The following is a 23,973-nucleotide window of genomic DNA, read 5'->3' as shown; positions in this document are numbered from 1 at the left end:
CGTCCTCACCGGGCCGGACGGCCGTCAGCAGCCGACAGGGCCGGCGGTCGCTACGGTGCGGCCGCGGTGGGGGGGATGACACCCACTCAAGCGCATTGCCCCCCCCGCGGCGCGCCCCGCGCCGTCGGCCGGCCGGGCGTCAGTTGCCGTCGGGGGCCCAGCCGCTGATCGCGAAGCGGGTGCCGTCGCGGCGGACTTCGGCCGCGCCGGGTCCCGCGAAGTGGGCGGGGACGACGAGTTCGTGTCGGTCGGCGGCGCGTTCGAGTACAGCGCGGCGGGTCGCGGCCGCCGCCCGGGGGTCCTCGCAGAAGCAGCTGTTGTACTCCGGTTCGAGGATCTGTACGGGGCTGTGCAGCATGTCGCCGACGAACACGGCGCGGTCGCCGCCGGAGGACAGCCGCACGACCGAGGAGCCCGGGGTGTGTCCCGGCGCGGGCTCCAGGGTGAGATGGGCGTCGACACGGTGCCCGCCCTCCCACAGCACGGCACGGTCCAGGACCGGCGTGATGCTGTCCGCGTACACCAAGTGGCTGCCCTCGCGCCGCCGTTGCTCGTACTCGTCCCGGGGCACGGGGCGGCGGTGGGCGTTGCGCGGGTCGAAGTACACCTGGTCGGTCTTCGGGATGAGATACGTGGCGTTCGGGAACGTCGGCACCCAGGCGCCGTCGACCAGCCGGGTGTTCCAGCCGACATGGTCGTAGTGGACATGCGTGTTGATCACGACGTCCACGTCCTCGGGCCGGACACCGGCCTCCGCCAGCCGGTCCAGGAAGTCCGTCCGCAGATGGTCGAAGAGCGGCACCTGCGGCCGGGTCCGGTCGTTGCCCGCGCCCGTGTCGACGAGGATCACCCTGCCCTCGCTGCGCAGCACCCAGGTCTGGACGGAACCGTGGTACGCGTCGGTCTCCGGCCGCCAGTGGTCCGGCGCCAGCCAGGACGCGTTGTCCCGCCAGATCTCGGGCGGACTGTCCGGGACCATGAACCGGGCGGGCGCGATCTCGCCCTGCCACTCGACCACCTTGGTGACCTCGACCTCGCCGAGAAGGAAACGTTGCATACGGCCACGCTAGGACACCCCGGTGAGCCGATCCATGCGTGAATGAATCACCTCGTTGCGCGAGCGTCTCACCGCTGCCCGTTCCGGTGCTCGCGCCCCTCCGCTACGGTGGAAGCGTGGACGTACTCAGCGACGTGATCACCACCATGCGCACCGGCCGGCCCTCCTCCAGCCGGCTCCGGGTGGACCCGCCCTGGAGCTACCGGTTCGACCGCTACGAGGGCGCCGGCTTCCACGTCCTGCTGCGCGGCACCGGCTGGCTGCTCGCCGAGGGTGCCGAACCCGCGCCCCTGGGCACCGGGGACGTCGTCCTGGTCCCGCACGGCAGCGCCCATGTCCTTTCGCACGCGCCCCGGGCCGAGGGCGCGGTCCCGCTCGACGGGGCGGTGGCCGACCCGGACGGCCGTACCGAGTTCCTGTGCGGCAAGTACCGCCTCGACCACACCCGCGGCCACCCCCTGCTCGCCGCGCTCCCCGACGTCGTCCATCTGCCCGCGGGGCCCGGCCGCCACCCCGGGCTGCGCGCGGCCGTCGACCTGCTCGCGAGCGAGGTGAGCGGCGGCCGGGCGGGCCGGGACGCCGTCGTCTCCGGTCTCCTCGACCTGCTGCTCGTCTACATGGCGCGCGCCTGGTTCGACGACCATCCGGACGGCGGCTGGCCGCGCGCCCTGCGCGACCGGGAGGTCGCGGCGGTCCTCGAGGCGCTGCACACCGACCCCGCCGCCCCCTGGCGGCTGGAGGAACTGGCCGCCCGCGTCGGCCTCTCGCGCGCGACCCTGGCCCGGCGCTTCACCGCGCTCACCGGGCAGCCGCCCATGACCTACCTCACCTGGTGGCGGATGACCAGCGCGGCCCGGCTGCTCCGGTCGGGCGACCAGCCCCTCGCCGCCGTCGCACGGCAGGTCGGCTACGGCTCGCCCTTCGCCTTCTCACACGCCTTCAAACGCCACTTCGGCAGCACCCCGGGCCACTACCGCGCCTCCGCGTAGTCCCGCGCGTCCGCGGGGTCCAGGCGGAGCATGGCCCGCTCGTCCGGCGTGTCCGGCACCGCCTGGTAGACCACCATCCGCTGGCCGCCCGTCCGGGCCAGTCGCATCACCTCGAAGGTGAGCGTCATCGCGCCGACCTGCGGATGCCGGAAGCACTTCTGCCCGCCGCCGCGCTCACAGACGTCGTACCGCTCCCACAGCCGCGCGAAGTCCGGTGACTTCACGGTGAGTTCGCCGACCAGCGCGGTCAGCTCGGGGTTGTCCGGATCGGCTCCCGCGACCGCCCGCAGATGCGCCACCGAGGAGGCCACCGTGTCCTCCCACGGCTCGTAGAGCGTGCGGCCGACCGGGTGGAGGAAGAGGTAGCGGGTGATGTTGCGCTGCTCCTCCGGCCAGTCCCACAGCCCCGGCAGCAGCCGCCGGCCGGGCGGGTTCGCGGCCAGCACCCGGTTGTAGCGGCTCACCACGTACCCGGGCAGCGGGCGCACCGACTCCAGCATCCGCAGCACCGAGTCGCGCACGGTGTGGTCCGCGGAGGCGGGCAGCTCCCCGGCCCGTCCGGAGGCCAGCTCCGCGAGCTCGTGCAGCCGCTCGTAGCCGTCGCCGCGCAGCCGCAGGGCGCGGCCGAGGGCGTCCACGACGGCGGGGGAGGGGTTGGTCTCCCGGCCGCGCTCCAGCCGGATGTAGTAGTCGACGCTGACCCCGGCCAGCGCGGCCAGCTCCTCCCGGCGCAGCCCCGGCGTCCGGCGCAGTCCCGCCCCGGCCGGGAGCCCGACGTCCTCCGGGCGCACCTGTGCCCTGCGGGCCTTCAGATATCTGCCGAGCTCGGTGCCCCGCGCGTCCACTGCTGCCATCCGGCCATTGTCGCAGGCGGGAGAGGTGCGTGGGGGGCCGTGTCAGGGCCAGGAACGCGGCACCCCGGGAACGGCGCGGTCTGCCGGACGGCGGCGCGGGAGCGCAGAGTTGACCCCGGAGCGGGCGGCCCGGCCGCCGGGGCCCAGGGGGTGCGCGACACCGGACCGCGTCCCCGGCGGTCCGAGGCCGCCCGCCGCTCCCGCAACCGTGCACCGCACGCACGTCCGTACCCGCCGACCGGCCGCCAGAGGAGCCACCATGCCGTCCACCCCGCCCTCCGTACCCACCCACTCCCCGGCCGTGCCCCCGCCCGCCGCCACGCCCGCCGGGGACGAGGCCCCGCCCCCGGGGCCCGAACCACGGGAACGGCCCCCGGACCGTTCGCCCGGCGGTCACGGCCGGGGAGCGGGCCTCCTCGCCTCGCTGCTCGGCTTCACGGTCATCACCATCGACGTCTCGGCCGTCAACATCGCCCTCCCCGCGATCGGGGACTCCCTGCACGGCGGCATGGCCGGACTCCAGTGGGTGGTGGACGCGTACACCCTGATGTTCGCGGCCCTGATGCTCTCCGCCGGCGCCCTCGCCGACCGGGCCGGCGCCCGTCGCGCGTACACCTGGGGCGTCGCCCTGTTCACCCTCGCCTCCCTCGGCTGCGCCCTCGCGCCCGGCATCGGCGCGCTGGTCGCCGCGCGCGTGGCACAGGGCGCCGCGGCCGCCGTCGTCATGCCGGCCTCCCTCGCCCTGATCCGCCAGGCCTACGACGACCCCCGGGCCCGTGCCCGCGCCCTCGCGGTGTGGACGGTCGGCGGTTCGGTGGCCATGGCCGCGGGCCCGGTGCTCGGCGGCCTGCTCACCGACGCGGCCGGCTGGCGGGCGGTCTTCCTCCTCAACCTCCCGGTCGGCGTGGTGATCCTCGGCCTGCTGGCCCGGGTGCCGCGCTCCCCGTCCCGGCCCTCGGCCCTGGACCCCGGCGGCCAGCTCACCGCCGTACTCGCCCTCGCGGGACTGGCGTTCGCCGTGATCGAGGGCGGCCACCTGGGCTGGACCAGCGCGCCCGTGCTGGGCGCCGCCGCGCTCGCCGTCGTCTCCGCCGTCGCCTTCCGTACGGTGGAGGCCCGGCACCGCCGGCCGATGGTGCCGCTGGGCATGCTGGCCGACCGCCGGGTGTCCGTGCCGCTCGTCGTCGGGTTCGCGCTCAACGCGGCCTTCTACGGCGGGATCTTCGTCCTCGGGCTGTACTACCAGCAGTTGCGCGGGATGTCGGGGACCGCGGCCGGGCTGATGTTCGTGCCCATGTCGGTGGTGGTGACCGCGAGCAACCTCCTCTCGCCGCGGCTGGCGGAGCGGTACGGGCGGCGGCCGGTGCTCGTGACCGGGCAACTGGTCTTCGCCGGGGCGATGCTGACCATGCTGCCGCTGGCGGCGCACACCCCGGTGTGGCTCGTACTGGTCCTGCTGCTGCCGCTGAGCATCGGCGGGGCGGTGGTGGTGCCCGTGCTCACCGCGCTGCTGATGGACGCCGTCCCGGGCGAGCGGGCGGGGACCGCGTCGGGGCTGCTCAACTCCCTGCGCCAGACCGGCGGTGCCCTCGCCGTCGCCCTCTTCGGCAGCCTGGTGGCCGGTTCCGGGGGCACGTTCTCCCTGCCGGGCATGCGGGTGGGGCTGCTCGCCGTGGCGGCGCTGCTGCTCGCCACCGCGGCGCTCTCCCGCGCGCTGCTGCCGCGCGGTTGAATCGGCGCCCGGCCAGGGGCGAGCGTGGCTTACGCTCATCGGCGTGACAGTCGTTCAGTACGAGTGGCGGGGCGCGTTCGACAACGCCTCCCTCAACGCGCTCCATGCCGAGGGTTTCGGGCACGCCGTCGACGACACCGACTGGCGTGGCCGGCTCGCGCGCCACAGCCTCGGCTGGGTCTGTGCGCGGCGGGACGGATCACTGATCGGGTTCGTCAACGTGGTCTGGGACGGGGGATCCCACGCGTTCCTCCTGGACACGGTGGTCGGCCGGGGGCATCGGGGGGCGGGGGTCGGGGCGGGGCTCGTCGCCGTCGCGGCGGAGCGGGCGCGGGCGGCCGGGTGCGAGTGGCTGCACGTCGACTTCGAGGAGCCCCTGCGGGGGTTCTACCTCGATGCCTGCGGCTTCGGGGAGACGGCGGCGGGGTTGATCGCTTTGTGAGCCGGCGGGCCGGAGCGGTTGCCCGGGCCTTCTCGCGCCCACGCGGTGGAGCCGCCCATCGGCACCGCCCCGCGCCCCGTTCAGGACCTCGTCGGGAACTCCTCCACGCCCAGGACGCGCAGCAGCTCCAGGCGTTCGCGGGTTTCGGCGTCCGCCGGGGTGAGGACCAGGAGTTGCTGGTTCTGGTCCGGGGTGATCAGGGTCTCGCAGTCCATCAGGAGGGGGCCCACCCTCGGTTGCAGCAGGGTTTTGCGGTCGGCGCGGCGTACCGCCACCTCGTGGGCCTCCCACAGTTCGCGGAACTCGGGGCTCGCCGCGCGCAGCCGGGCGACGAGTCCGGCCACCGCCGGGTCGCCGGCGCGCCGGCCGGCCGCCGCGCGCAGGTCGGCCACGAGCCGGCGGGCGTGGTGCGCGCGCTCCCCGGGCGGCCGGCCCGTCCGCTCGGCGGGCTCGGTGAACCAGCGGTACGCGAGGTAGCGCCGGTCTCCGGTGAGCCCCGTGCGGTCGCCGGCCACCAGTACCGACATCCGGTTCTGGGCGAGGATCTCGCCCAGGTCGGACATGACCAGCGCCGGCGTGTCGCCGAGCAGGTCGAGCATGCGGATCAGCCCGGCGCGGGCCATCCGGGCCACCCCCTCGGCGGGCGGCGGCGGGTGCCCGGCCAGATGGAACAGGTGCGCGCGCTCGTCGTCGGAGAGCCGCAGCGCCCGGGCCAGCGCGCCCAGCAGCTGCGGCGAGGGCTGACTGCTGCGGCCCTGTTCGAGCCGTACGACGTAGTCCACCGACATCCCGGCCAGCATGGCCACCTCCTCCCGGCGCAGACCGGCGGTACGGCGGCGCGGGCCGTCGGTGATCCCCACCTCGGCCGGGCGGATCGCCTCCCGGCGGCGGCGCAGGAAGTCGGCGAGCTGCTCACGTTCCATGCCGTCCATGGTCCCTCCGGGCGGGCGATGCCATCCAGGGAGCGGCTCTCCCACGATGGGCGCTCCGCTCCCGCGTCCCGCCGCGCACGGCCACAGTGGACAGTGCACCGACGACGTGAGGAGAACACGATGCAGACGCGAACCCTGGGCAGCACCGGCCCGGCCGTCTCCGCGCTGGGCCTGGGCGCGATGGGCATGTCGGGACCGTACGGCGAGACCGACCGCGCGGAGAGCGTCGCCACCGTGCACGCGGCACTGGACGCCGGCGTCACGCTCATCGACACCGGCGACTTCTACGGCATGGGCCACAACGAAATGCTGCTCGCGGAGGCACTGCGCGGCCGGGACCGGGACAGTTACCTGCTGAGCGTGAAGTTCGGCGAACTGCGCGGCCCCATGCCCGGACCCGGCACGCAGGACTGCCGTCCCGAGGCGGTGAAGAACTTCCTCGCCCACTCCCTGACCAGGCTCGGCACCGACCACATCGACCTCTACCGCCCGGCCCGGCTGGACCCGAAGGTGCCGATCGAGGAGACGGTCGGCGCGATCAAGGAGATGATCGAGGCCGGCTACGTGCGCCACCTCGGCCTCTCGGAGGTGGACGCGGCCACGATCCGCCGGGCGCACGCCGTGCATCCGGTCGCCGACCTGCAGATCGAGTACTCGCTGCTCTCCCGCGGGGTGGAGGCGGAGATCCTGCCCACGCTGCGGGAGCTGGGCATCGGCATGACGGCGTACGGCGTCCTCGGCCGGGGCCTCATCTCCGGCCACTGGAAGGCCGGCCACCGGGCCGGCCCGGGCGACTTCCGCGCCCACAGCCCGAGGTTCGCGGACGGGAACGTGGAGCACAACCTCGCGCTGGTGGAGGCGGTGCGCGCGGTCGCCGAGGCGAAGGGGTGCACGGTCGCCCAGCTCGTCATCGCCTGGGTGGCCGCCCAGGGCGAGGACATCGTGCCGCTCGTCGGCGCGCGCACCCGCCCACGGCTGGCCGAGGCGCTGCCCGCACTGGAGGTGGACCTCACCGCGGACGACCTGGCCGCGATCGAGCGGGCGGTCCCCCGGGGCGCGGCCCGCGGCGACCGCTACCCGTCCGCCTTCATGGCCGCACTCGGCACGGGAAACTGAGGCAGGTGCGCGACGGGTGAGTGAGGGGTGCGCGACGGGTGAGCGAGGGGGGTGCGCGACGGGCGCGCCCCGCTCAGCGCACCGGGAACCCGAAGCTGCACCCCTGCTGCTTGAGCCACGGCAGGACCTCGCGCAACGCCTCGACGGTCTCGGAACGGTCGCCGCCCGCGTCGTGGAAGAGCACCGTCGGACCGTTGGAGATCTCCTGCTTGACGGTGGCGACGATGGCGGCCGTACCGGGGTGCTCGAAGTCCTTGGTGTCGACGTTCCAGCCCAGCGGCCGCATCCCCCGGGAGGCGGCCAGGTTGCGGCTGTAGGGGGTGAACGCGCCGCCCGGCGCCCGGTAGTACTGCGGGCGTACGCCCCCGGACGCCTTGGTGATCATCTTCTCGGCGTCCAGGATCTGCTGCGACTGGTAGGCCTCGGACTTCTTGTCCATGGTGGTGTCGTGCGACACCGTGTGGTCGCACAGCCGGTGCCCGTCCGCCAGGACCGCCTTCACCAGGTCCGGATGGGCCTGGGCCTGGGTGCCGACCATGCAGAAGGTGGCCTTCACCCCGTTCTCCTTCAGCACCTTCAGCACCTGCGGCGTCCAGGTGGGGTCGGGACCGTCGTCGATGGTGATGTTGACGCCGCGGTCACCCTTGTCCGAGGCATGGGCGATCTCCACCGACACCTTCTTCGGGGCGCTGTCGGCGGTGGCGGACGGGTGCGCCGCGACGCCGTGCCCCTCGGCCGAGCCGGTCCCCGCGGTCCACAGCGCGGTGGCCGTGACCGCCGCCGTCACCCCGACCGCCGCCGCGAGCACCCGGCCGTGCCAACCCCGTCCACCCTGCCTGCTCATGTCCGCCGCTCCGTTCCTGCTGTCCTCGTCGTTCCCGTTGCACCCCAGCAGACGGCAGAACGGGCCCCGGGGATCCCGCTGTTACCGATCAAGAACAATTCCGCGGGAAACCGGGGACAACGCGCACGGCGCCGCGGCAGAGGGAACGCCAACGGCACACCGCCGACGGCCATTTGGCGCGCACGGACCGCAGGGCCGCGATGCGGGCCGTGTGTACACTCGGGGCTTCCCGGACGCCGGAGGACACATGAGCACCGCACCGTTGAGCGGGACCGACCTCTCCCCGCTGCTGCGCACGGACTTCACCGACGACGCGGCGTGGCAGGCGCTGCTGGAGGAGATCGAGCAGAGCTGGCTCACGGTCATGGCGGACCGGGCCCACGAGGGCCTGTCCGTACCGGAGTTGCTCGCCCTGGTCCCGGACGGCAGCCGGTATCCGGCGCTCGTCGTCGCCGACCGCGAGACGTTCGCCGCCGAGGAGCGCACGCTCCTCCTGATCGACGTCCAGGAGGAGCCGGGCCGCACGTTCCGCGTGGCCGTCCCCGACGCGTTCGCCTCCGTCCTCGGCAATCTGGCGATCCAGAACCAGGGTTTCGACGACTACCTCGACTCCGGCTCCCTCGGTGACGACGGTGTCTACCGCCTCTCCGACCGTCACCGCCAGGCCATGGCCGCGTTGCGGAGCGCGCAGAACACGCAGGGCACTCCCGCGTTCGCGGTGGTCCGGGGCAGGGTGCCCGGACCGGGGAATCAGCGCGGCTGACCGTTCCCGCCCATGCCGCCGCCGGCTTCCAGGGTCTCCCGGACCACGACCGGTGCCGCCTCGCCCAGTACCAGATGCACGGACAGACCGGGCAGGGTGGGCAGCGCGGCCCAGTGGGTGACGGGCTCCTCGCAGGGCGGGCCGCCGTACGGGAAGCGGATGACGCCGTCGGAGTCGACGAAGCAGTCGTGGTGCTCGGTGCCGTCCCCGGCGAAGTGGCGCCGCTCGAAGTGCATCGGCAGCACGATCCAGTAGTCCTCGGGGTGGTCCGGGCCGTCCCCGTCCTCCCTGGGCGGGTAGGTACCGGTCACCGCCGCCGCCACGGGCGCCCCGTCGTCGGGGTACCTCCACCGGGCGTCCACCCATTCCACCGTCGCGTCCATACGCTCCTCCGTTTCCCCTCCGGGTCTCACGCCGTGCCCATGATCTCCCCGGCCCGGACCTCGTGCAGGAACGCCTCGGCCCGCTCGCGTGCGACGAGCCGGCCGGGGTCGCGGCCGCTGAGGATCCAGAAGAACGTCGGCCCCACCAGCAGCGCCGTGGCCTGGTCGAGCGGGAGCGCACCGGGCCCCTTCCCCACTACCCGCCGGACGACGGCGCGGGCGCTGTCGCCGAGGATGTCCTTGTGCGCGAGGAGCGCCGCGACGGCCGAGTCGCCCTGCGCCTCCCCGATGAGCGCCCGGTACGCCGCACCGGCCGGCGAGTGGGCGAGGAAGCGGGCCAGCGCCTCCAGATATGCCGTCAGATCCTCGACGGGGTCGTCCGTGGGCTCGACGGCCAGTTCCTCGGCGGCGTCGTTGACGCTGGCCTCGAAGAGGATCTCCGCCTTGGTGGACCACCACCGGTAGACGGTCTGGCGCGAGACCCGCGCCCGTTCGGCGATGCCCTTCATCGTCACGCCCGCGTAGCCGACCTCCAGCAGCAGGTCGTCGACGGCGTGCAGCACGGCCAGGCGCGCCTCCTCGCTGCGCGGCCGGCCGCCGGTGCCGGACTCCTTCGCGCCGGTTCCGTCCGCGCCCTGCCCGGCCCTGGCCTTCTTCGCTGCTTCCGTCACCCCGGAATTCTATACATGGACACGGTGTCTCGTATTAGCTTTCTGGACACGGTGCTCCGTAACTCGGATTCGGGGTGCCGTCCCTGCTGCGACCGCCCCGGAGAGGGCGAGAAGGAGGCCACACGCATGCGTGTGTTCATGACCGGAGCGAGCGGCTGGATCGGATCCGCCGTCGTCGACGACCTGCTGACCGCCGGTCACGAGGTCGTCGGCCTCGCCCGCTCGGAGAGGTCCGCGCGGGCACTGGAACGGAAGGGAGCGGGCGTCCTGCGCGGCGACCTGGACGACCCGGGCGCGCTGCGCCGGGGAGCGGCGGAGGCGGACGGCGTCATCCACCTGGCCAACAAGCACGACTGGTCCGACCCCGCGGGGTCGGACCGCGCCGAACGCAACTCGGTGGACACCCTGGCCCGCGAACTCGCCGGCAGCGACCGCCCGTTCGTCGTCGCGTCGGTGCTCTCCGGCCTCCACCGGGGCCGGCCCGTCCTGGAGACGGACGTCTCGCCCGCCGTGGGACCCGGCTCCAACCGGGGCGGCAGCGAGAACCTCGCGCTGGACTACGTGCGCCAGGGCGTGCGCACGGTCGTCGCCCGCTTCGCGCCGAGCGTGCACGGCGCGGGCGACTGGGGCTTCGTCAAGTTCCTGACGGACGCGGCCCGCGAGCAGGGCGTCTCCGGGTACATCGGCGACGGCTCCACGACCTGGTCGGCGGTACACCGCTCGGACGCCGCCCGGCTCCTCCGGCTCGGCCTGGAGAAGGCCCCCGCCGGGGCCCGGCTCCACGTCAGCGCCGAGGAGGCCGTCACCACCAGGGCGATCGCCGAGGCCATCGGCCGCTCCCTCGGCGTCCCGGTCGTGCGAGTCGCCCCCGAGGACGCCGGCGCGCACTTCGGGTTCGTCGGCGGCTTCTTCGCGCAGACCATGACCGCGTCCAGCGAACTCACCCGCGCGGCGCTGTCCTGGACCCCGACCGGGCCGACCCTGGTCGAGGACATCGAGGGCGGTGCCTATGCCCTCGCCTGAGCCGGGGGGCCTCGTGTCCCCGCGGTCCCCGGCCTCCGGGGCGGTGCCGTCCGGCGCCGCCCCGGGGGGTGGGGCGCGGAACGTGCTGGCCTGCGTCTGCCTGTGCACCGTCCTCGTCGTCGGCTTCGTCGCGGCGGTCAACCTCGCGATACCCCCGCTCGCCGCCGGGAGCCTGCACCCCTCGTCGGCGCAGCTCCTGTGGATCGTCGACAGCTACGTCGTGCTCTTCGCGTGTCTCGTGATCCCGGCCGGCGCCCTCGGCGACCGGGTGGGACGCAAGGGGGTGCTGCTCGGCGGCCTGCTGGTCCTCGCCGCCGGGGCCGTCGTCTCGACCGCCGCCGGCGGTGTGGGCGTGCTGCTCGTCGGCCGCGCCGTCACCGGCATCGGGGCCGCCTGCGTCCTGCCCAACGCGCTCGCCGTGCTGCTGCACGCGACCGAACCGGCCCGCCGCTCCCGCGCGATCGCGGTCTGGGCCGCCATGTCGGGGCTGGGCGGAATGATCGGCAACGTGGGCGGCGGTGCCGTCCTCGGCGCCGGGTCCTGGCGGCTGCTCTTCGCGGCCGTCGCACCCCTCGCCCTGCTGTGCGCGCTGTGGGTGGCGGTGGCGGCGCCCCGCAGCCCGCGCGGCCGGCGCCACCTGGACCTGCGCGCCGCCGCCCTGCTGACCCTGGCCACCCTCGCCCTGCTGCTCGGCATCATCCAGGGGCCGGAACAGGGCTGGGGGAGTGGCGTGGTGCTCGGTGCCTTCGGGTGCTCCCTGGTCCTGTACGGGCTGTGGGCGGCCAGTGAACTGCGGGTGCGGCAGCCCCTGCTGGACCCGCGGCTGTTCGCCGTGCCGGCCCTGCGCGCCGCCTGTCTGGGGATGCTGGTCGTCTTCTTCGGGATGTTCGGCTTCTTCTTCCTCAACGCCTCACTGATGCAGTACGGCCGCGGGTACTCCGTCCTGCGGACCGGGCTGGCCGTCCTGCCGATGACCGTTCCGATGGTGGCCGGCACCCGGTACGTGCCCGCCCTCGTCGCGCGGTTCGGCGACCGGACGGTGCCGGCGGCCTCGTTCGCCGTCACCGGACTCGGCCTTCTCGGGCTCGCCGCCACCGTCGACGCCGGTTACGCCGCCTACGCGCTCTGGCTCGTCGTCGTGGGCACCGGCGTCACCCTGGCGCTGCCGGCGCTCACCGCGGCGATCGCCGGCGCGCTGCCGCGCGAACAGGCCGGTGTCGCGGGCGGACTTCAGGCGACGACACGGGAGTTCGGCAGCGCACTCGGTGTCGCGGTGATCGGCACGGTCCTCACCGGGCGCTTCGTCCACGAGCTGCCGGGCCGGGCGCCCGGTGCCTTCCCTCCCGGTCACACGCCGGGCAGTGTCGCCGAGGCACTGGCGGCCGCGCCGGGGCGGCACCGGGCGATCGTCGCCGCCTACACCGCGAGCGCGCAGACGGCGTTGCAGGTGGCCGCGGTCGTGGTGCTCGCCGCGGGGGCCCTGGTGGTCGCCGAGCTGAGCTGGGCGGCGCGCAGGACCCGCCGCGCCCGTGGAGTCGTCGGCTGAGGTGCGCCCGTCAGGCCTCGGCCAGCAGTGCGCGGATCTCGGCGGCCGAGGCCGGGCCCGCTCCCAGGGACAGGAAGCCGGCCGAGGCGGGACCGGCCGCCAGGGAGCCGAGCGAGTCACGGGGCGCCGCCGAGTACGGGGCCCCGTACGCGGGCGTGCCCGGGGCGAACAGCCTGCCCCGCGCCAGCGGTCCCGCGTCGACGGCGTCGTAGCCGAGGACGTCGAGCAGTTCCGTCGCGTGCCGCTTGGCCTCGGCGCTGTCGCCGGCGAGGGGGAGGGCGCTGCGGTCCGGCGCGCCCGCCGGCCTGCCGAGGACGGCGAGGTGCTGGTGGTGGATGTTGTTGAACGCCTTGACGACGTGCGCCGCTTCGCCGAGGTGACGCTGGAGCAGTTCGCCGCTGGTGACCGAGCCGTCCGCCAGGGCCTCGATCCCGCCGTCGCGCTGCGGCGAGTAGTTGCCGGTGTCGAGGACGGTCTTCCCCGCCAGGGGCTCGCGCGGCAGAGCCCCGTACGCCTTCACGGGCACGCTCACCACGACCCAGTCGCCCGCCGCCGCGGCCTCGGCGGGGGTCGCCGCCCGGGCCCGGGGGCCGAGTTCCGCGACCGGGCCGGCCAGGGTGCCGGGGTCGCGCGAGTTGCTGAGAACGACGTCCAGTCCACCGGCCACGGCGAGCCGCGCGAGGGTGCTGCCGATCCGTCCGCTGCCGATGAGTCCCAGGGTAGCCATGCCGGGCCAACCGGCCGCGCTCCACGGGTATTCCGCGCGCGCCCGCGGCGGGCGGCCCGTGGTGCTCAGACGCTCACGGTCTCCCGGACCGCCGCGGCGAACTCCTCCGTGAGCGGATGCGTGGGGTGGGCCGGGCGGGCCAGATAGACGGTGGCGGCGGGGGCGTCGCGTACAGGGACGAACCGGACCCCCGGGTGGCTGAAGCTCTGCGCGGTGCCGGACGTGCCGAGGCCGAACGCCCCGCCGGTGGCGATGAGGTTGAGCCACTGGTCCACGTTGCCGACCTCGACGGTGCGGGCCGGCCGCTGCCGCGGGGGCCACAACTCGGGCGCGGCGGTGCCGGTGTCGGGCCACAGGGCGAGCGGGAGGTCGGACGGGAGGCCCTGGGCGAGGGCGGACCGGGAGGTGGGTTCGGGACGGGAGGTGGTTTCGGGACGTGAGGTGAGTTCGGCCATCAGTACCGTCTCCCGGTCGGCCAGCGGGTGGTCGTCGGGGAGGGCGGCGACGCGGTCCTCCGTGTAGAGCGCCTCGGTGTGGAACAGCGGGCCGGCGGGGCGGGTGCGCAGCACGGCCACATCGGTGTCGCCGGTGGCGAGCCCGGCGGTGCTGTTGTCCTGCCGGACCACGTCGAGCGGGACCCGCGGGTGCGTACGGCGCCACGAGCGCAGCAGCGGCACGGTCTGCCGCCCCAGCACCGCGCAGGTGTAACCGAGCCGCAGCGGTCGCACCACCGTCCGGGTGTCGGCGAGCGCCGCGTCGAGACGGGCGAGGATCGCCCGCCCATGCCCCAGCAGGGTGGTCCCGGCGGAGGTGAGGGCGAGGTGCCGGCTGGAACGGTCGACGAGCCGCACGCCGACGCGCGTCTCCAACTGGGCGAGGGTGCGGGACAGGGCGGGCTGGGTCATGTGCAGCCGGGCCGCCGCCGCGGTCACGGTGCCCGCCTCGGCCACGGCGTCCAGCGCACGGAGGTGGCGAAGCTCCACATCATCCATGCGCGCCAAGCATAGACCCTGCCCGAACGGCATTTCCGTACGCGGTACCGGCGTCCGTAGCGTCGCAGACACCAGGGGGAACGCCCCTGGGCACACAGGCGGATTCGACGGCCATGGAAAACGGTGGAGCGAGCGTGAGGATTCTTCTGATCGGCGCGGGCGGCACGCTGGGCGGCGCGGTGCGCCGGGCACTGGTGGAGCGCGGGCACGAGGTGATCGGCGTCGGCCGGTCCGGCGGCGACCTGATCGCCGACGTGACCGACCCCGAGGCGGTGACCCGGCTGTACGCGGCGGCCGGCCCGCTGGACGCGGTGGCGGTCGCGGCGGGGGAGGGGGTGTTCCGGCCGCTGGGCGAACTCACCGCCGACGACGTCGTGGCGACCTTCCGCGGCAAGGTGCTCGGCCAGCTGGACCTGGTCCGCCAGGGCGCCCGGCACGTGGCGCCGAACGGCTCCTTCACCCTGGTCAGCGGCATCCTGGGGGAACAGCCGGTACCCGCGAGCGCGGCCGCCGCGGCGGCGAACGGCGCCGTGGAGGCCTTCGTCCGCGCCGCGGCGCTCGAACTGCCGCCGCAGCGGATCAACGCGGTCAGCCCGACCGTCGTCGAGGAGTCCCTGGAGCTCTACGGCCCCTTCTTCCCCGGCATCGAACCGGCCCCGGTCGCCCGTGTGGCGACGGCCTACGTCCGCTCGATAGAGGGGGCGCAGACCGGCCGGACGTACCGGGTCTGGTGACGGCCGGGGCCGGGTGGTCCGCGGTGGGGAAAGACGCGTGCGGGTGCGTCGCGGCTGAGCCCGGGGTTCCCGTTATCGGGGTGCGGACAGCACCGACAGCAGGGTGGTGACCGTTTCCGTCACTTCCGCCCGGGCCGGGCCCAGGTACTTCCTGGGGTCGGTCAGGGCGGGGGCGGCGGCCAGGGTGTCGCGCACCGCCCGGGTGAACGCCACGTTGAGGGCCGTGCCGATGTTGACCTTGGCCATGCCCGCCTCCACCGCCGCGCGGAGGTCCTCGTCGGGGACGCCCGAGGAGCCGTGCAGCACCAGGGGGACCGGCACCGCCTCGCGCAGGCGGGCTATGAGCCCGTGGTCCAGGGAGGCCGTGCGTTCCGTCATCGCGTGGCTGCTGCCGACGGCGACCGCGAGCGCGTCGACGCCGGTGCGTGCCACGTAGTCGGCGGCCTCGCCGGGGTCCGTGCGCACCCCGGCGGCGTGGGCGCTCGCGGGGGCGTCCGGTTTGCCGCCGACGTAGCCGAGTTCGGCCTCCAGCCACAGTCCCGCCCCGTGCGCCCACCGGGCGGCCTCGGCCGTGGCGGCGATGTTGCGGTCGTGGGGGAGCGCGCCCGCGTCGAACATCACCGAGGAGAAGCCGTTGTCCGCGGCCTGGCGCACCAGTTCCATGTCGGTGGCGTGGTCGAGGTGGAGCGCCACCTCCCCCTCGCTCGCCTCGGCGACGGCGGCGGTGGCACGGGCCAGCGGCGCGAGCCGGCCGCCGTGGTAGCGCACGGCGTTCTCGCTGATCTGGAGTATCACCGGACGTCCGGCGGCCTGTGCGCCGTCCGCGATCGCCTCCGCGTGCTCCAGCGTGATCACGTTGAAGGCGGCGACGCACCGCCGGGCGGCGGCGGCCCGGGCGACCAGTTCTCCGGTGGGGACCAGGGGCATGTTCGTGTTCCTCTGACGGCAGACGGGGTGGGCAGGGGGTGCGGGCGCCGGTCTAGCCGGACACGCCCGTCGTCGCCCCGGGGGCCACGGTGCTCTCCTCGCGCTTCTCGTCGGTGTAGACCATGAGCGTCGAACCGGCGAGGGCGAGGACGATGCCGATCGTGCCCCATATCGTGGGCAGGGTCTGGTAGATGATCAGTGACAGCACGATCGTCAGGACCGGTGCCAGCGCGTTGGTGATGGGCGCCACCACGCTCGCCTTGCCGCGGCTGAGCGCCATCACGAGGAACAGCGCGCCCACCGCGTTGAGGACCTGGGTCCCCGCCGTGATCGCCGGGGCCTGCCAGGGAGCCGACGGCAGGCTGCCCATCATCAGATAGGCCACCGGGACCAGCACCAGACCGCTGATCGTCATCCAGCCGAACGTCGTGGCGTCGTTGACGCCCGCGAGCGCGGCCTTGCGCATGAAGAACGCCTGGGCGCCCCACGCCACGCAGATGATGACGGCGAGCACCATCCAGGAGCCGCTGTCGACGCCCCCGCCGGCCCCGGAGGGGATGCTGAGCAGCACGATCGCGATCGTCGCGGCGATCACGCCGACCACGGCGAGCCGCGCTATCCGCTCCCGCAGCAGCGCCACGGCCATCAGGACGGTGATGACGGGCGAGAGCGAGACCACCGGGAAGATCAGATAGGCCGGGCCGTCCGCGAGGGCCTGGAAGAGCAGCAACTGCCCGCCGGCGCCGGTGAGTCCGGCCAGCAGACCGTACACGGCGGCCACCGGACGGCGGTCGAAGCGCTCACGCCGCAGCGCGAAGCCCGCGGGGACGAGCATCGTGAAGGCCCAGATGATGTAGATCATCTCGTCCGGGTAGTCGTACCGTTCGACGGGCTGGCTGGAGGTCGCCCCCCAGACGCCCCAGAACAGCACCAGCAGTCCGGCGTAGACGATCCAGCTCCGGCTCCTGTCGGAGGTGCCGGTCGCGCCGGCCAGGTCAGAAGACGTCATCTCTGTCCTCCGTGGGGTGAGCGCCCGCGCCGGTGCGCAGAGCGGTGAGTGCCGCGGTGTCCAGCGGGGTCCCGGCCCGCTTCGCCGCGTAGAGCGCGGCCCCGACCACCGGGGTGAACAGGGGCGTGCGCAGGTCGTACGCCCCGGCGCCGTCCCGCAGTCGGGCGGTGAAGGCGTCCCGGACGGCGGCGGAGCCGAAGACCCCGCCCGAGTAGGAGACGGGGACCGTCTCGTCGGCGGCGAAGCCCAGCCGGCGCCGCGCGGTGCCGACGAGCGCGGCCAGCTCCCGGCCCGCCCCGGCGAGGATCCCGGCGGCGGCCTCGTCGCCGAGCTCGGCGGCCCTGGCGACGCTGCGGCTCAGTCCGGCGATGTCGCTGCGCCGCCCGTGCCAGCGGTTGAGGACCACGTCGATGACCTCGAGGTCGTCGGTGAGTTCCAGGTGGGTGCGGAGCACGTCGGCCAGGGGGCCCTCCGGCAGCCGGCCGTCGCTCATCCTGGTGAAGGCGTTGAGCCCCTGGACGGCGATCCAGTAGGCCGAGCCCTCGTCGCTGAACAGCTCGCTCCAGCCGCCGACCCGCACCCCCTGGCCGTTCCGCTCGCCGTACACCATGGAGCCGGTGCCGCTGATGACGTTGATGCCGTCGACGGCGCCCAGGGAGCCCGCCCACCCGCAGATCATGTCGTTGTCGCAGGCATAGCGGTCGCTGCCCAGGACCTTGCCGGGGGCGGCGTCCAGTGCGGGCAGGTCGCGGGGGGCCTCGCCGTAGCCGGGCAGGCCGAGGAAGGCGTAGTCGATGCCGTCCGTCGTGATGCCGGCCTCGGCGCAGACCGCGGCGATGCCCTTCTCCAGCACCCGGACGACATGGTCGACGCCGCCCGTGCCGTTCTCCGCGAAGTAGTAGGCGCCGTCGCCGAGGGCCTCGGCCCGGACGGTTCCGGCGCCGTCGACGAGGCAGAAGGCGGTCTTCGTGCCTCCACCATCCACACCCAGAAACATCGTCGTTCCTCCTATCGGCTCGGTGTGCGCATCGGCTCGGTGTGCACGTCGTCGTCACGCACGGTCGCTGCCGCGTTCCGGAAGCGGGTGCAGGGTCACGCCCTGCACCACCCGGTTCACCTCGCCGGAGGGGAACGGGTTGTCGGGGCGGATCCCAAGGGCGAGGGAGGAGCGCAGCGCGATGAGCTGCGCGCACACCACGGCGGGCAGGGCCAGCGCGGCGTCCTCGACCGCCCCGGCGCCGGGGACGAGCCAGGTGCCGTCCTCGGGCAGCCCGTCCGGGCGGCCCGCCACCGCGATGACCGTGCCCTCGGGCAGACCGGCCCGCAGTTCGCTCAGGATGTCCAGGTCGTAGGAGCGGGTGTAGGGGTCGTTGGAGACGTAGACGAGCACCGCTGTGCGGTCGTTGAGGACCGCCTTCGGGCCGTGCCGGAAGCCCAGCGCCGACTCCGAGGAGGCGACGACGGCGCCGCCGGTCAGTTCGAGCAGCTTCAACGCGGACTCCTCCGCCAGCCCCTTCAGCGCACCGCTGCCGAGGTACACCAGCCGCTCGGGGCGGCGGGCGACCAGGGCGTCGATGCCGTCGTCCAGACCGCCGGTGGTGAGGTGCTCCGCGGCCTTCGCCAGCGTCTCGACCTCCTCCTCGCCGGCCACGGCGCCGAAGGCGAGCAGACACGCCAGCACCATGGACGTGAAGCTCGACGTCATGGCGAAGCCGCGGTCGTTGGACGCGGCAGGCATGTGCAGCACGTGGGAGTCGGGGTTCGCGGCGTGCTCGCGGGCGAGCTGGCCCTCGCTGTTGCAGGTGATGACCAGATGGCCGACCCGGGTGAGGCACCGGCCGGCGAGCTCGGCCGCCGCGACGCTCTCGGGGCTGTCCCCGGAGCGCGCGAAGGACACCAGCAGGGTGGGCACGTCCTCGCCGAAGGCGCCCCAGGGGTCGGAGACGATGTCGGTGGTGGCCACGGCGTCGACGCGGCGGCCGGTGCGGCGGGCCAGCACCCCGCGCACGAGCTGCCCCGCGAACGCCGACGTGCCGGCCCCCGTCAGCACGATCCGCAGGTCCGCGCGGGCGAGGAAGGGCGCCAGGAAGGCGTCCAGCGCCGGCCGGCCGTCCGTCAGCATCCGGCCGACCTCGCGCCACATCCGCGGCTGCTGCCCGATCTCGGCCACCGTGTGGTCGGCGCCGTCCTGGCGGGAGGGGAGGGTGTCGGTCGTGGTGGTCACGCGTACTCCTTGTCGTGGCGTGTGGTGGTGCGGCAGGCGCGGTCGTAGTCCCGCAGGACGTCACGGACGCGGTCGACGGCCAGGGCCCGCGGGCTCGCCTGAAGCAGGCCGGCCCGCACGCGCCGGTACTGCTCGGGCAGCCGGGCGCTCAGCAGGGGCAGGGGGATGCCGGTGGCGGAGAGGTTGTCGAAGAGGGCCGTCACGGCTTCCTCTATCGCGGGGTCGGGCCAGTAGTAGCGGACCCGGTCGCTGTAGCTGTAGCGCCGGGCGAGCCGCCGCTCCAGGTCGTCGCCCTCGTAGTACCCCTCCCACCAGGACGGTTCGGCGCGCATCCTCCGCTCGACGACCTCCGGGAGGCCGGAGCGGCGCGCGGCGTCGACCAGTTCCTCCTCGACGCCGGCCAGCGCGTACAGCGCCTCGCGCAGCGCGAAGGTCAGGCCGGGGCCGACCTTGAGCACCGCCCAGTGGTCCTCGACCAGCGCGGCCAGCGCCTCGGGGGTCTGGTAGTCGGTGGAGTGGGCCTCGAAGACCATGCCGGGCTCGGTGTCCAGCACGGTGCGCAGCTCCTCGGTGCGCTCCCGGGCGTAGTCGACGACCTTCAGGTGGTCGAACTCGACGCCCGGCTGGACGACCAGCGCCATGACCCGGGGCCAGACCCCGCTCACCCCGTGCTCCGCGAAGGCCTCGTGGTGACGCTTGAGCGTCAGCCGGGCCGCGTCCGCCGTGGTGGGACGGACCCCGTCCAGCGTCTCGTGGGCGCCGCCCGGCACCGGGACCTCGGTACCGATGACGTACCGGAGCGCGGCGGCCTCATCCGCCCCTGCCTCCCGTGCCGTCGCCTCCGCGACGGCGACCAGGCGGGCGGCCCGGTCGGCGACCACGTCGTCGCTCAGCGGCGCGGGGTCACCGGCGCAGGAGAAGCTGCAATCCAGATGGATCTTGGTGAAGCCGGCCCGTACGTACGAGGCGACCAGTTGTTCCGCCTCCCGCATGGCCTCCTCCGGCGGCAGCGCGCGCCACCGGTTGGGGCCCAGGTGGTCGCCGCCGAGGACGACGCGGTCGGCGGGCAGCCCCAGCCGCTCGGCGATGCCGAGCACCAGGGAGCGGAAGCCGTCCGGCCGCATGCCGGTGTAACCGCCGTACTGGTCCACCTGGTTGGAGGTCGCCTCCACCAGGACCTCGCCCCCGGACTCCAGCGCCTGGAGCACCGCCGCCTCGATCACCAGGGGATGGGCGGAGCAGACCGATGTGATCCCCCGTGCGTCACCACCCTTCTGGTGCCGCACCAGTTCGTCCAAGGCACTGCTCATGATTCACCCCACGGTCGCACAAGTCGGGCGTGACCGGCGAATGCCGCCGAATCGCCCCGGGAGAAGCCAACTGGAACGATACTGGCCTGAAAACTGGTCGTCAATGGTCTGACTCTGGTATATATCTGGTATGGCAACTCACTGGTACGGTACTGGTATGGCCGCCTCGGACTCCGCCCTCCCGCAGGGACTCCTCAGCAACGACGCCCTCCCGCTGTACGCCCAGGTCGCCGCGCGCCTCCTCGAGGACATCTCCGGCGACGGCGCCCGGCCCGGCGACCGCCTCCCCTCGGAGCGCGCGCTGGCCGCCCGCTACGGCGTCTCCCGCGTCACGATGCGCGCGGCGCTCAACGAACTGGCCTCGCGCGACGTCATCGCCTCCGCACCGGCCCGCGGCTGGTTCCTCGCCGAGGGCATCACCCGCGTCCTGTCCGCACCGCGCCGCCCCACGGGCGCCACGGGCCCCGCCGGGGGCCGCACGGTGCAGGGCTTCGCCGACTACGCCGAACAGCACGGCTTCCGCATCCGCGCCGAGGTCCTGGAGTCGGAGGTGCGTCCGGCCACCGTCCGGGAGGCCGAGCGGCTGCGCATCGGCCCCGGCGCCGACCTGTTCGAGATGCGCCGCGTCCGCTACCTGGACGACCGTGTCGTCGTACTGGAACACAACCGGCTGCCCCTCGGGCTGTGCCCGCTGCTCGCCGAGACGGACTTCTCCAAGGACTCCCTCTTCGCCACCCTGCGCCGCGCGGACCCGCCCCAACTGCCGCGCGTCGCCGACTACTCGGTGGAGGCACGGCAGCCCACGGACGTGGAGCGCGAGCTGCTGGAGATCACGGACGCCACCCCGGTCCTGGTGGCGACGCAGCTCGCCTTCAACCAGTACTCCCAGCCGCTGGAGCTGACGGCGGCCATATACCGCCCCCCCGCCCCCCCCCCCCCCGGCCCCCCCCCCCCCCCCCCCCCCCCGCCACGACGCGCTCACCGGCGCCGAGGTGCCCCGGGGAGGTCCGCCGGGTCCGCCGACAGCACCGGGCGCCGGGCCAGTTGACGGCCGCGACACTCCACGACGGCCACCTCGCCCGGGCCTTCGACGACGTCTCGTTTTCATGCCGCGCCACCCCGCCCCCTGGCCGACCCCGCCCTGCTGGAGCGCGCCGTCGCCGCCAACGAGGCGGCGCGGGGCTGACACGAGTGCGTAACTCCCGCGCCGGTATGGGAACTTGACCGCCACAGGAGACGTCTGTCGTCTCGGACGCCCCAGCGGTGCCTCGTCCCGGGCAGGGCGTCCGCCGTACCTCTCGCACCTGCTCACCCCGCCCCGGAGGCCCCTCCCGATGCCGATCAACGAACTGAGCGGCGCGACCCAGTACGTCATGGACCTCCTGGGTATCTTCGCCTTCGCCCTGTCGGGCGCGTTCATCGCCGTACGACGGGACTTCGACGTCTTCGGCACGGTCATCCTGAGCGAGGCCGCCGGACTGGGCGGCGGCCTCTTCCGCGACCTCGTCCTCCAGGTGCCGCCGGCCGCCTTCACCGACCTCGGCTACTACTTCACCCCCTTCGTGGCAGCCGCCGTCGTCTACTTCGGCCACCGGCTCTACGACGATCTCCTGGTGAGCAAGAGCATCATCTTCGACGTGTCCGACGCCGGCGCCCTCGGACTGTTCAGCGTCACCGGCACCATCAAGGCACTCGTCCATGGCTTCAACCTCCCCGCCGCCGTCACCCTCGGTGCCGCGAGCGCCGTCGGCGGCGGCGTACTGGCCAGTGTCCTCGCCATGGAGGTGCCGTCCCTGCTGCGCTGGGACCGTGACCTGTACGCACTGCCCGCCCTCGTGGGAGCGGGCTCGACCGCCGTCCTCCACCTCGCGGGACTGCTCGATGTCGGTACGGCCGTGGGCGCGTCGGTGTTCGCGATCTCCCTGCGGCTGCTCGCCCTGCGCTACGGCTGGCGCAGCCCGCGCTCGCACTTCTGGCGCAACCCCTTCTCGGGGATGCGGCACCAGGAGGCCGTGGAGCCCCTGCGGCCGGCGGCGCCCGCACCGCCCGACGCCGACACCGTGCGGCTGAACCTCCATGAGGCGCACACGGTCCGGATCCAGATCCGGGACCTCGCCGGCGGCGCCGGCCGGCCCGCGCCGGACCCGCGGCTCGGCTGGCGGAGCCCCGCGCTTCCGCACCCCGGACACGAGGACGAAGCGGGCAACGAGCCCCGCCCGCTCTGACGGGGCCGCGCCGCCCGGGCCGCACCCGCCGTGCGTCAGGAAGCGCCGAGATACGTGGTGGCGTGGATCTCGTGGAGGTGGATGAGGACGTCGTGCGCCTCACCGAGCGCCATCTGGTACTGGTAAGTGTCGGGCCAGCCCGCGCCGATGTTGTAGGTGGTGTGCCGCTGGTCCAGCCAGGCGCGCACGGCGGGCGGGGCGGTGCGCGTGTCGAGGATGTAGTCGCGCTGGCGGGCCTCGTCCAGGGTGTACTCGTTCGAACCCGGCCGCGCGCCGCCGACCGTGCGGGTGCGTACCACGCCGTCGTCCGTGCCGAACGCCTTGAAGCTGCCCTCGTAGAAGGTGAAACCGATGCTGACGTAGCCCGTGCCCAGCGCGTCGCGCAGGAACGCGCCCTCGGTCTTGGGATAGCGCGGGTCGAACGAGTCGTAGGACACATGCGTGTTGTGCGCCGACAGCATGATCCGGTCGCCGGTGTGCCGGTGCCACCACAGCGTGTTCTCGGCCATCGTCCGGTCGCGGTACTTCATCATCTCCACGACCTGGGCGTCGTCGTTCATGTCGAAGGAGAAGACCTCGGCCATCTGGTGCACGGCCCGGGCGTTCTGCACCGCCCACAGCTGGGCGCGGGCGTCCGCGCCGCGCCCCGGGCGCTGCTTCGCCAGCAGGTCGAGCACCTTCCCGGTGCGCTCGGCCCGGTCCTTGCGCTCGGCCAGGGACAGTTCGAGGTACTGCTCGCCGTACGTCGCGGCGTCGGTCGTGGGCTTCAGGCCCGCGTAGAGGGACGTGACCCGGTCCAGCAGCTCCGGGTGCGCGTCGGCCACGTAGTCGGTGATCCGGTCGTACAGCTCGGGACCCGCGTACCCCATGTCGTCGCCCACGAAGTGCACCGGGTCGTGCGGGTGGTGGACGTTGTAGTCCCTGATCCACTCGATGAGGTCGCGGTACTCCTGGTTGTTCCAGAGGTCGTACGAGCCCTGGAACTCGTCGTGCGCGATGTCCTCCAGGTTGCCCTTGCCGTGCACCACGTAGTCGTCGAGGCGCAGCCCGCTGCTCCAGGGCAGTTCCAGGGTGAAGGCGCGGAAGCCCTTCTCCTGGACGAGGTAGCGCAGCACCCGGTGCTTCATGCGGAAGAAGTCGCCGGAGCCGTGGGTGGCCTCGCCGAGCCCCACCACCTCGGCGTTCCCGATCATGGGGCTCAGCGCGCGCAGGTCCCGCAGACTGTCCTCGGGGTCGGTGGTGCGCAGGGTGCGGGCGCTGCGCTCGATGCCCCGCACCACCGGGTCGGCGGCCCGGCCGGAGCCGGCCGTGTCCGCCACCGAGACCCGCGCCGGGGAGTGGGTCACCGTGTCCGCAAGGGCCGGTGTGGCCGGGGCGAGGGTGGCGAGGGTGAGGAGTGCCGAGGGAATGAGGATGGCCGTGCGTCGTGTCATGGCCTCAGACTCCCGCGCGCGCCCCCGCGCCCACCAACCC

General features: G+C 74.0%; 23 protein-coding genes and 1 pseudogene. 10 read left to right on the top strand and 14 right to left on the bottom strand.

Features of this window, described 5'->3' with window-relative positions; all coding sequences use genetic code 11:
* Window positions 1-139: 139 nt before the first annotated feature.
* Window positions 140-1,057 carry an MBL fold metallo-hydrolase gene (locus IO29_RS06590; protein WP_030379573.1) on the bottom strand — a complete coding sequence of 306 codons (918 nt, stop codon included), beginning with the start codon at window positions 1,055-1,057 and terminating at the stop codon, window positions 140-142.
* A gap of 116 nt (window positions 1,058-1,173) precedes the next feature.
* Between IO29_RS06590 and IO29_RS06585 the strand changes: the two genes are divergently transcribed.
* Window positions 1,174-2,046, top strand: coding sequence for an AraC family transcriptional regulator (locus tag IO29_RS06585; protein WP_030379574.1), 873 nt, complete (start codon window positions 1,174-1,176; stop codon window positions 2,044-2,046).
* On the opposite strand, the gene IO29_RS06580 is transcribed toward IO29_RS06585, so the two are convergent.
* Window positions 2,028-2,900, bottom strand: coding sequence for a helix-turn-helix domain-containing protein (locus IO29_RS06580; protein ID WP_030379575.1), 873 nt, complete (start codon window positions 2,898-2,900; stop codon window positions 2,028-2,030). The genes IO29_RS06585 and IO29_RS06580 overlap by 19 nt on opposite strands.
* Window positions 2,901-3,159: 259 nt before the next feature.
* Here IO29_RS06580 and IO29_RS06575 point away from each other — a divergent pair, with 259 nt between their 5' ends.
* Together IO29_RS06575 and IO29_RS06570 are read left to right on the top strand one after the other, a co-directional pair.
* Entirely contained in the window at window positions 3,160-4,632 is a 1,473-nt protein-coding gene (locus tag IO29_RS06575) for an MFS transporter (RefSeq protein ID WP_030379576.1), read from the top strand.
* A 43-nt stretch (window positions 4,633-4,675) separates the two neighbouring features.
* A complete protein-coding gene (locus IO29_RS06570; protein WP_033224589.1) occupies window positions 4,676-5,074 on the top strand; it encodes a GNAT family N-acetyltransferase in 399 nt (132 codons plus the stop codon).
* An 80-nt stretch (window positions 5,075-5,154) separates the two neighbouring features.
* On the opposite strand, the gene IO29_RS06565 is transcribed toward IO29_RS06570, so the two are convergent.
* The gene (locus IO29_RS06565; protein WP_030382038.1) at window positions 5,155-5,997 is read right to left on the bottom strand and encodes a helix-turn-helix transcriptional regulator; all 843 of its coding nucleotides are present in this window, start codon (window positions 5,995-5,997) and stop codon (window positions 5,155-5,157) included.
* 129 nt (window positions 5,998-6,126) lie between these two features.
* Between IO29_RS06565 and IO29_RS06560 the strand changes: the two genes are divergently transcribed.
* The gene (locus tag IO29_RS06560; RefSeq protein ID WP_030382037.1) at window positions 6,127-7,122 is read left to right on the top strand and encodes an aldo/keto reductase; all 996 of its coding nucleotides are present in this window, start codon (window positions 6,127-6,129) and stop codon (window positions 7,120-7,122) included.
* Window positions 7,123-7,195: 73 nt separating this feature from the next.
* Here the strand turns inward: IO29_RS06560 and IO29_RS06555 are convergent, their stop codons facing one another.
* Complete coding sequence (locus IO29_RS06555; RefSeq protein ID WP_030382036.1) at window positions 7,196-7,966, bottom strand: polysaccharide deacetylase family protein; 771 nt, start codon at window positions 7,964-7,966, stop codon at window positions 7,196-7,198.
* 247 nt (window positions 7,967-8,213) lie between these two features.
* Here IO29_RS06555 and IO29_RS06550 point away from each other — a divergent pair, with 247 nt between their 5' ends.
* Entirely contained in the window at window positions 8,214-8,729 is a 516-nt protein-coding gene (locus IO29_RS06550) for a DUF6924 domain-containing protein (RefSeq protein WP_030382035.1), read from the top strand.
* On the opposite strand, the gene IO29_RS06545 is transcribed toward IO29_RS06550, so the two are convergent.
* Both IO29_RS06545 and IO29_RS06540 read right to left on the bottom strand, forming a co-directional pair.
* Window positions 8,717-9,112 (bottom strand): AQJ64_40280 family protein, encoded by a 396-nt coding sequence (locus tag IO29_RS06545; RefSeq protein ID WP_033224592.1) that lies wholly within the window; start codon window positions 9,110-9,112, stop codon window positions 8,717-8,719. The genes IO29_RS06550 and IO29_RS06545 overlap by 13 nt on opposite strands.
* 26 nt (window positions 9,113-9,138) lie before the next feature.
* The gene (locus tag IO29_RS06540) at window positions 9,139-9,783 is read right to left on the bottom strand and encodes a TetR/AcrR family transcriptional regulator (RefSeq protein WP_267881968.1); all 645 of its coding nucleotides are present in this window, start codon (window positions 9,781-9,783) and stop codon (window positions 9,139-9,141) included.
* A 126-nt stretch (window positions 9,784-9,909) separates the two neighbouring features.
* Between IO29_RS06540 and IO29_RS06535 the strand changes: the two genes are divergently transcribed.
* Window positions 9,910-10,806 (top strand): SDR family oxidoreductase, encoded by an 897-nt coding sequence (locus IO29_RS06535; protein ID WP_030382032.1) that lies wholly within the window; start codon window positions 9,910-9,912, stop codon window positions 10,804-10,806.
* Between the two features lie 13 nt (window positions 10,807-10,819).
* On the top strand, window positions 10,820-12,352 hold the full coding sequence (locus IO29_RS06530; RefSeq protein WP_234307632.1) for an MFS transporter: 1,533 nt from the start codon (window positions 10,820-10,822) through the stop codon (window positions 12,350-12,352).
* A 10-nt stretch (window positions 12,353-12,362) separates the two neighbouring features.
* Here IO29_RS06530 and IO29_RS06525 read toward each other — a convergent pair whose 3' ends face one another.
* On the bottom strand, window positions 12,363-13,079 hold the full coding sequence (locus tag IO29_RS06525) for an NADPH-dependent F420 reductase (RefSeq protein ID WP_030382030.1): 717 nt from the start codon (window positions 13,077-13,079) through the stop codon (window positions 12,363-12,365).
* 65 nt (window positions 13,080-13,144) lie between these two features.
* The gene (locus tag IO29_RS06520) at window positions 13,145-14,071 is read right to left on the bottom strand and encodes a LysR family transcriptional regulator (RefSeq protein ID WP_030382029.1); all 927 of its coding nucleotides are present in this window, start codon (window positions 14,069-14,071) and stop codon (window positions 13,145-13,147) included.
* A gap of 134 nt (window positions 14,072-14,205) precedes the next feature.
* Here IO29_RS06520 and IO29_RS06515 point away from each other — a divergent pair, with 134 nt between their 5' ends.
* Entirely contained in the window at window positions 14,206-14,805 is a 600-nt protein-coding gene (locus IO29_RS06515; RefSeq protein WP_030382028.1) for a short chain dehydrogenase, read from the top strand.
* 72 nt (window positions 14,806-14,877) lie between these two features.
* Here IO29_RS06515 and IO29_RS06510 read toward each other — a convergent pair whose 3' ends face one another.
* Genes IO29_RS06510 through IO29_RS06490 form a run of 5 tightly spaced genes read right to left on the bottom strand, consistent with a single transcriptional unit; the run spans window position 14,878 to window position 20,275 of the window.
* Entirely contained in the window at window positions 14,878-15,732 is an 855-nt protein-coding gene (locus IO29_RS06510; protein ID WP_030382027.1) for a class II fructose-bisphosphate aldolase, read from the bottom strand.
* A gap of 52 nt (window positions 15,733-15,784) precedes the next feature.
* Complete coding sequence (locus IO29_RS06505; RefSeq protein ID WP_030382026.1) at window positions 15,785-16,741, bottom strand: DMT family transporter; 957 nt, start codon at window positions 16,739-16,741, stop codon at window positions 15,785-15,787.
* Window positions 16,728-17,738, bottom strand: a complete 1,011-nt coding sequence (locus IO29_RS06500; RefSeq protein ID WP_030382025.1) for an N-acetylglucosamine kinase — start codon at window positions 17,736-17,738, stop codon at window positions 16,728-16,730. Before IO29_RS06500 ends, IO29_RS06505 begins: the two co-directional genes overlap by 14 nt.
* 54 nt (window positions 17,739-17,792) lie before the next feature.
* A complete protein-coding gene (locus tag IO29_RS06495) occupies window positions 17,793-18,965 on the bottom strand; it encodes an SIS domain-containing protein (RefSeq protein WP_030382024.1) in 1,173 nt (390 codons plus the stop codon).
* Window positions 18,962-20,275, bottom strand: a complete 1,314-nt coding sequence (locus tag IO29_RS06490; RefSeq protein ID WP_030382023.1) for a D-tagatose-bisphosphate aldolase, class II, non-catalytic subunit — start codon at window positions 20,273-20,275, stop codon at window positions 18,962-18,964. Before IO29_RS06490 ends, IO29_RS06495 begins: the two co-directional genes overlap by 4 nt.
* Window positions 20,276-20,432: 157 nt before the next feature.
* Here IO29_RS06490 and IO29_RS06485 point away from each other — a divergent pair, with 157 nt between their 5' ends.
* Entirely contained in the window at window positions 20,433-21,323 is an 891-nt protein-coding gene (locus IO29_RS06485; protein WP_234316380.1) for a GntR family transcriptional regulator, read from the top strand.
* A gap of 286 nt (window positions 21,324-21,609) precedes the next feature.
* A pseudogene (locus IO29_RS06480) lies at window positions 21,610-22,245 on the top strand (trimeric intracellular cation channel family protein); the annotation flags it as partial.
* Between the two features lie 290 nt (window positions 22,246-22,535).
* Here the strand turns inward: IO29_RS06480 and IO29_RS06475 are convergent.
* The gene (locus tag IO29_RS06475; RefSeq protein ID WP_030382020.1) at window positions 22,536-23,933 is read right to left on the bottom strand and encodes an erythromycin esterase family protein; all 1,398 of its coding nucleotides are present in this window, start codon (window positions 23,931-23,933) and stop codon (window positions 22,536-22,538) included.
* Window positions 23,934-23,973: the final 40 nt, after the last annotated feature.

Origin of the sequence: Streptomyces sp. NRRL F-6676, from assembly GCF_000725625.1 — a bacterium.
Lineage (GTDB): Bacteria > Actinomycetota > Actinomycetes > Streptomycetales > Streptomycetaceae > Streptomyces.
The sequence above is the reverse complement of the archived record's forward strand: the minus strand, read 5'-3'. Positions and strand labels throughout refer to the sequence as shown.

Excerpts from the sequence above, each read along its gene's own strand:
- IO29_RS06560 (WP_030382037.1), top strand. The coding sequence starts at position 6,127 with ATGCAGACGCGAACCCTGGGCAGCACCGGCCCGGCCGTCTCCGCGCTG.
- IO29_RS06505 (WP_030382026.1), bottom strand. The coding sequence starts at position 16,741 with ATGACGTCTTCTGACCTGGCCGGCGCGACCGGCACCTCCGACAGGAGC.
- IO29_RS06555 (WP_030382036.1), bottom strand. The coding sequence starts at position 7,966 with ATGAGCAGGCAGGGTGGACGGGGTTGGCACGGCCGGGTGCTCGCGGCG.
- IO29_RS06485 (WP_234316380.1), top strand. The coding sequence starts at position 20,433 with ATGGCCGCCTCGGACTCCGCCCTCCCGCAGGGACTCCTCAGCAACGAC.
- IO29_RS06565 (WP_030382038.1), bottom strand. The coding sequence starts at position 5,997 with ATGGAACGTGAGCAGCTCGCCGACTTCCTGCGCCGCCGCCGGGAGGCG.
- IO29_RS06575 (WP_030379576.1), top strand. The coding sequence starts at position 3,160 with ATGCCGTCCACCCCGCCCTCCGTACCCACCCACTCCCCGGCCGTGCCC.
- IO29_RS06525 (WP_030382030.1), bottom strand. The coding sequence starts at position 13,079 with ATGGCTACCCTGGGACTCATCGGCAGCGGACGGATCGGCAGCACCCTC.
- IO29_RS06510 (WP_030382027.1), bottom strand. The coding sequence starts at position 15,732 with ATGCCCCTGGTCCCCACCGGAGAACTGGTCGCCCGGGCCGCCGCCGCC.
- IO29_RS06535 (WP_030382032.1), top strand. The coding sequence starts at position 9,910 with ATGCGTGTGTTCATGACCGGAGCGAGCGGCTGGATCGGATCCGCCGTC.
- IO29_RS06500 (WP_030382025.1), bottom strand. The coding sequence starts at position 17,738 with ATGTTTCTGGGTGTGGATGGTGGAGGCACGAAGACCGCCTTCTGCCTC.
- IO29_RS06580 (WP_030379575.1), bottom strand. The coding sequence starts at position 2,900 with ATGGCAGCAGTGGACGCGCGGGGCACCGAGCTCGGCAGATATCTGAAG.
- IO29_RS06550 (WP_030382035.1), top strand. The coding sequence starts at position 8,214 with ATGAGCACCGCACCGTTGAGCGGGACCGACCTCTCCCCGCTGCTGCGC.
- IO29_RS06545 (WP_033224592.1), bottom strand. The coding sequence starts at position 9,112 with ATGGACGCGACGGTGGAATGGGTGGACGCCCGGTGGAGGTACCCCGAC.
- IO29_RS06590 (WP_030379573.1), bottom strand. The coding sequence starts at position 1,057 with ATGCAACGTTTCCTTCTCGGCGAGGTCGAGGTCACCAAGGTGGTCGAG.
- IO29_RS06490 (WP_030382023.1), bottom strand. The coding sequence starts at position 20,275 with ATGAGCAGTGCCTTGGACGAACTGGTGCGGCACCAGAAGGGTGGTGAC.
- IO29_RS06520 (WP_030382029.1), bottom strand. The coding sequence starts at position 14,071 with ATGGATGATGTGGAGCTTCGCCACCTCCGTGCGCTGGACGCCGTGGCC.
- IO29_RS06475 (WP_030382020.1), bottom strand. The coding sequence starts at position 23,933 with ATGACACGACGCACGGCCATCCTCATTCCCTCGGCACTCCTCACCCTC.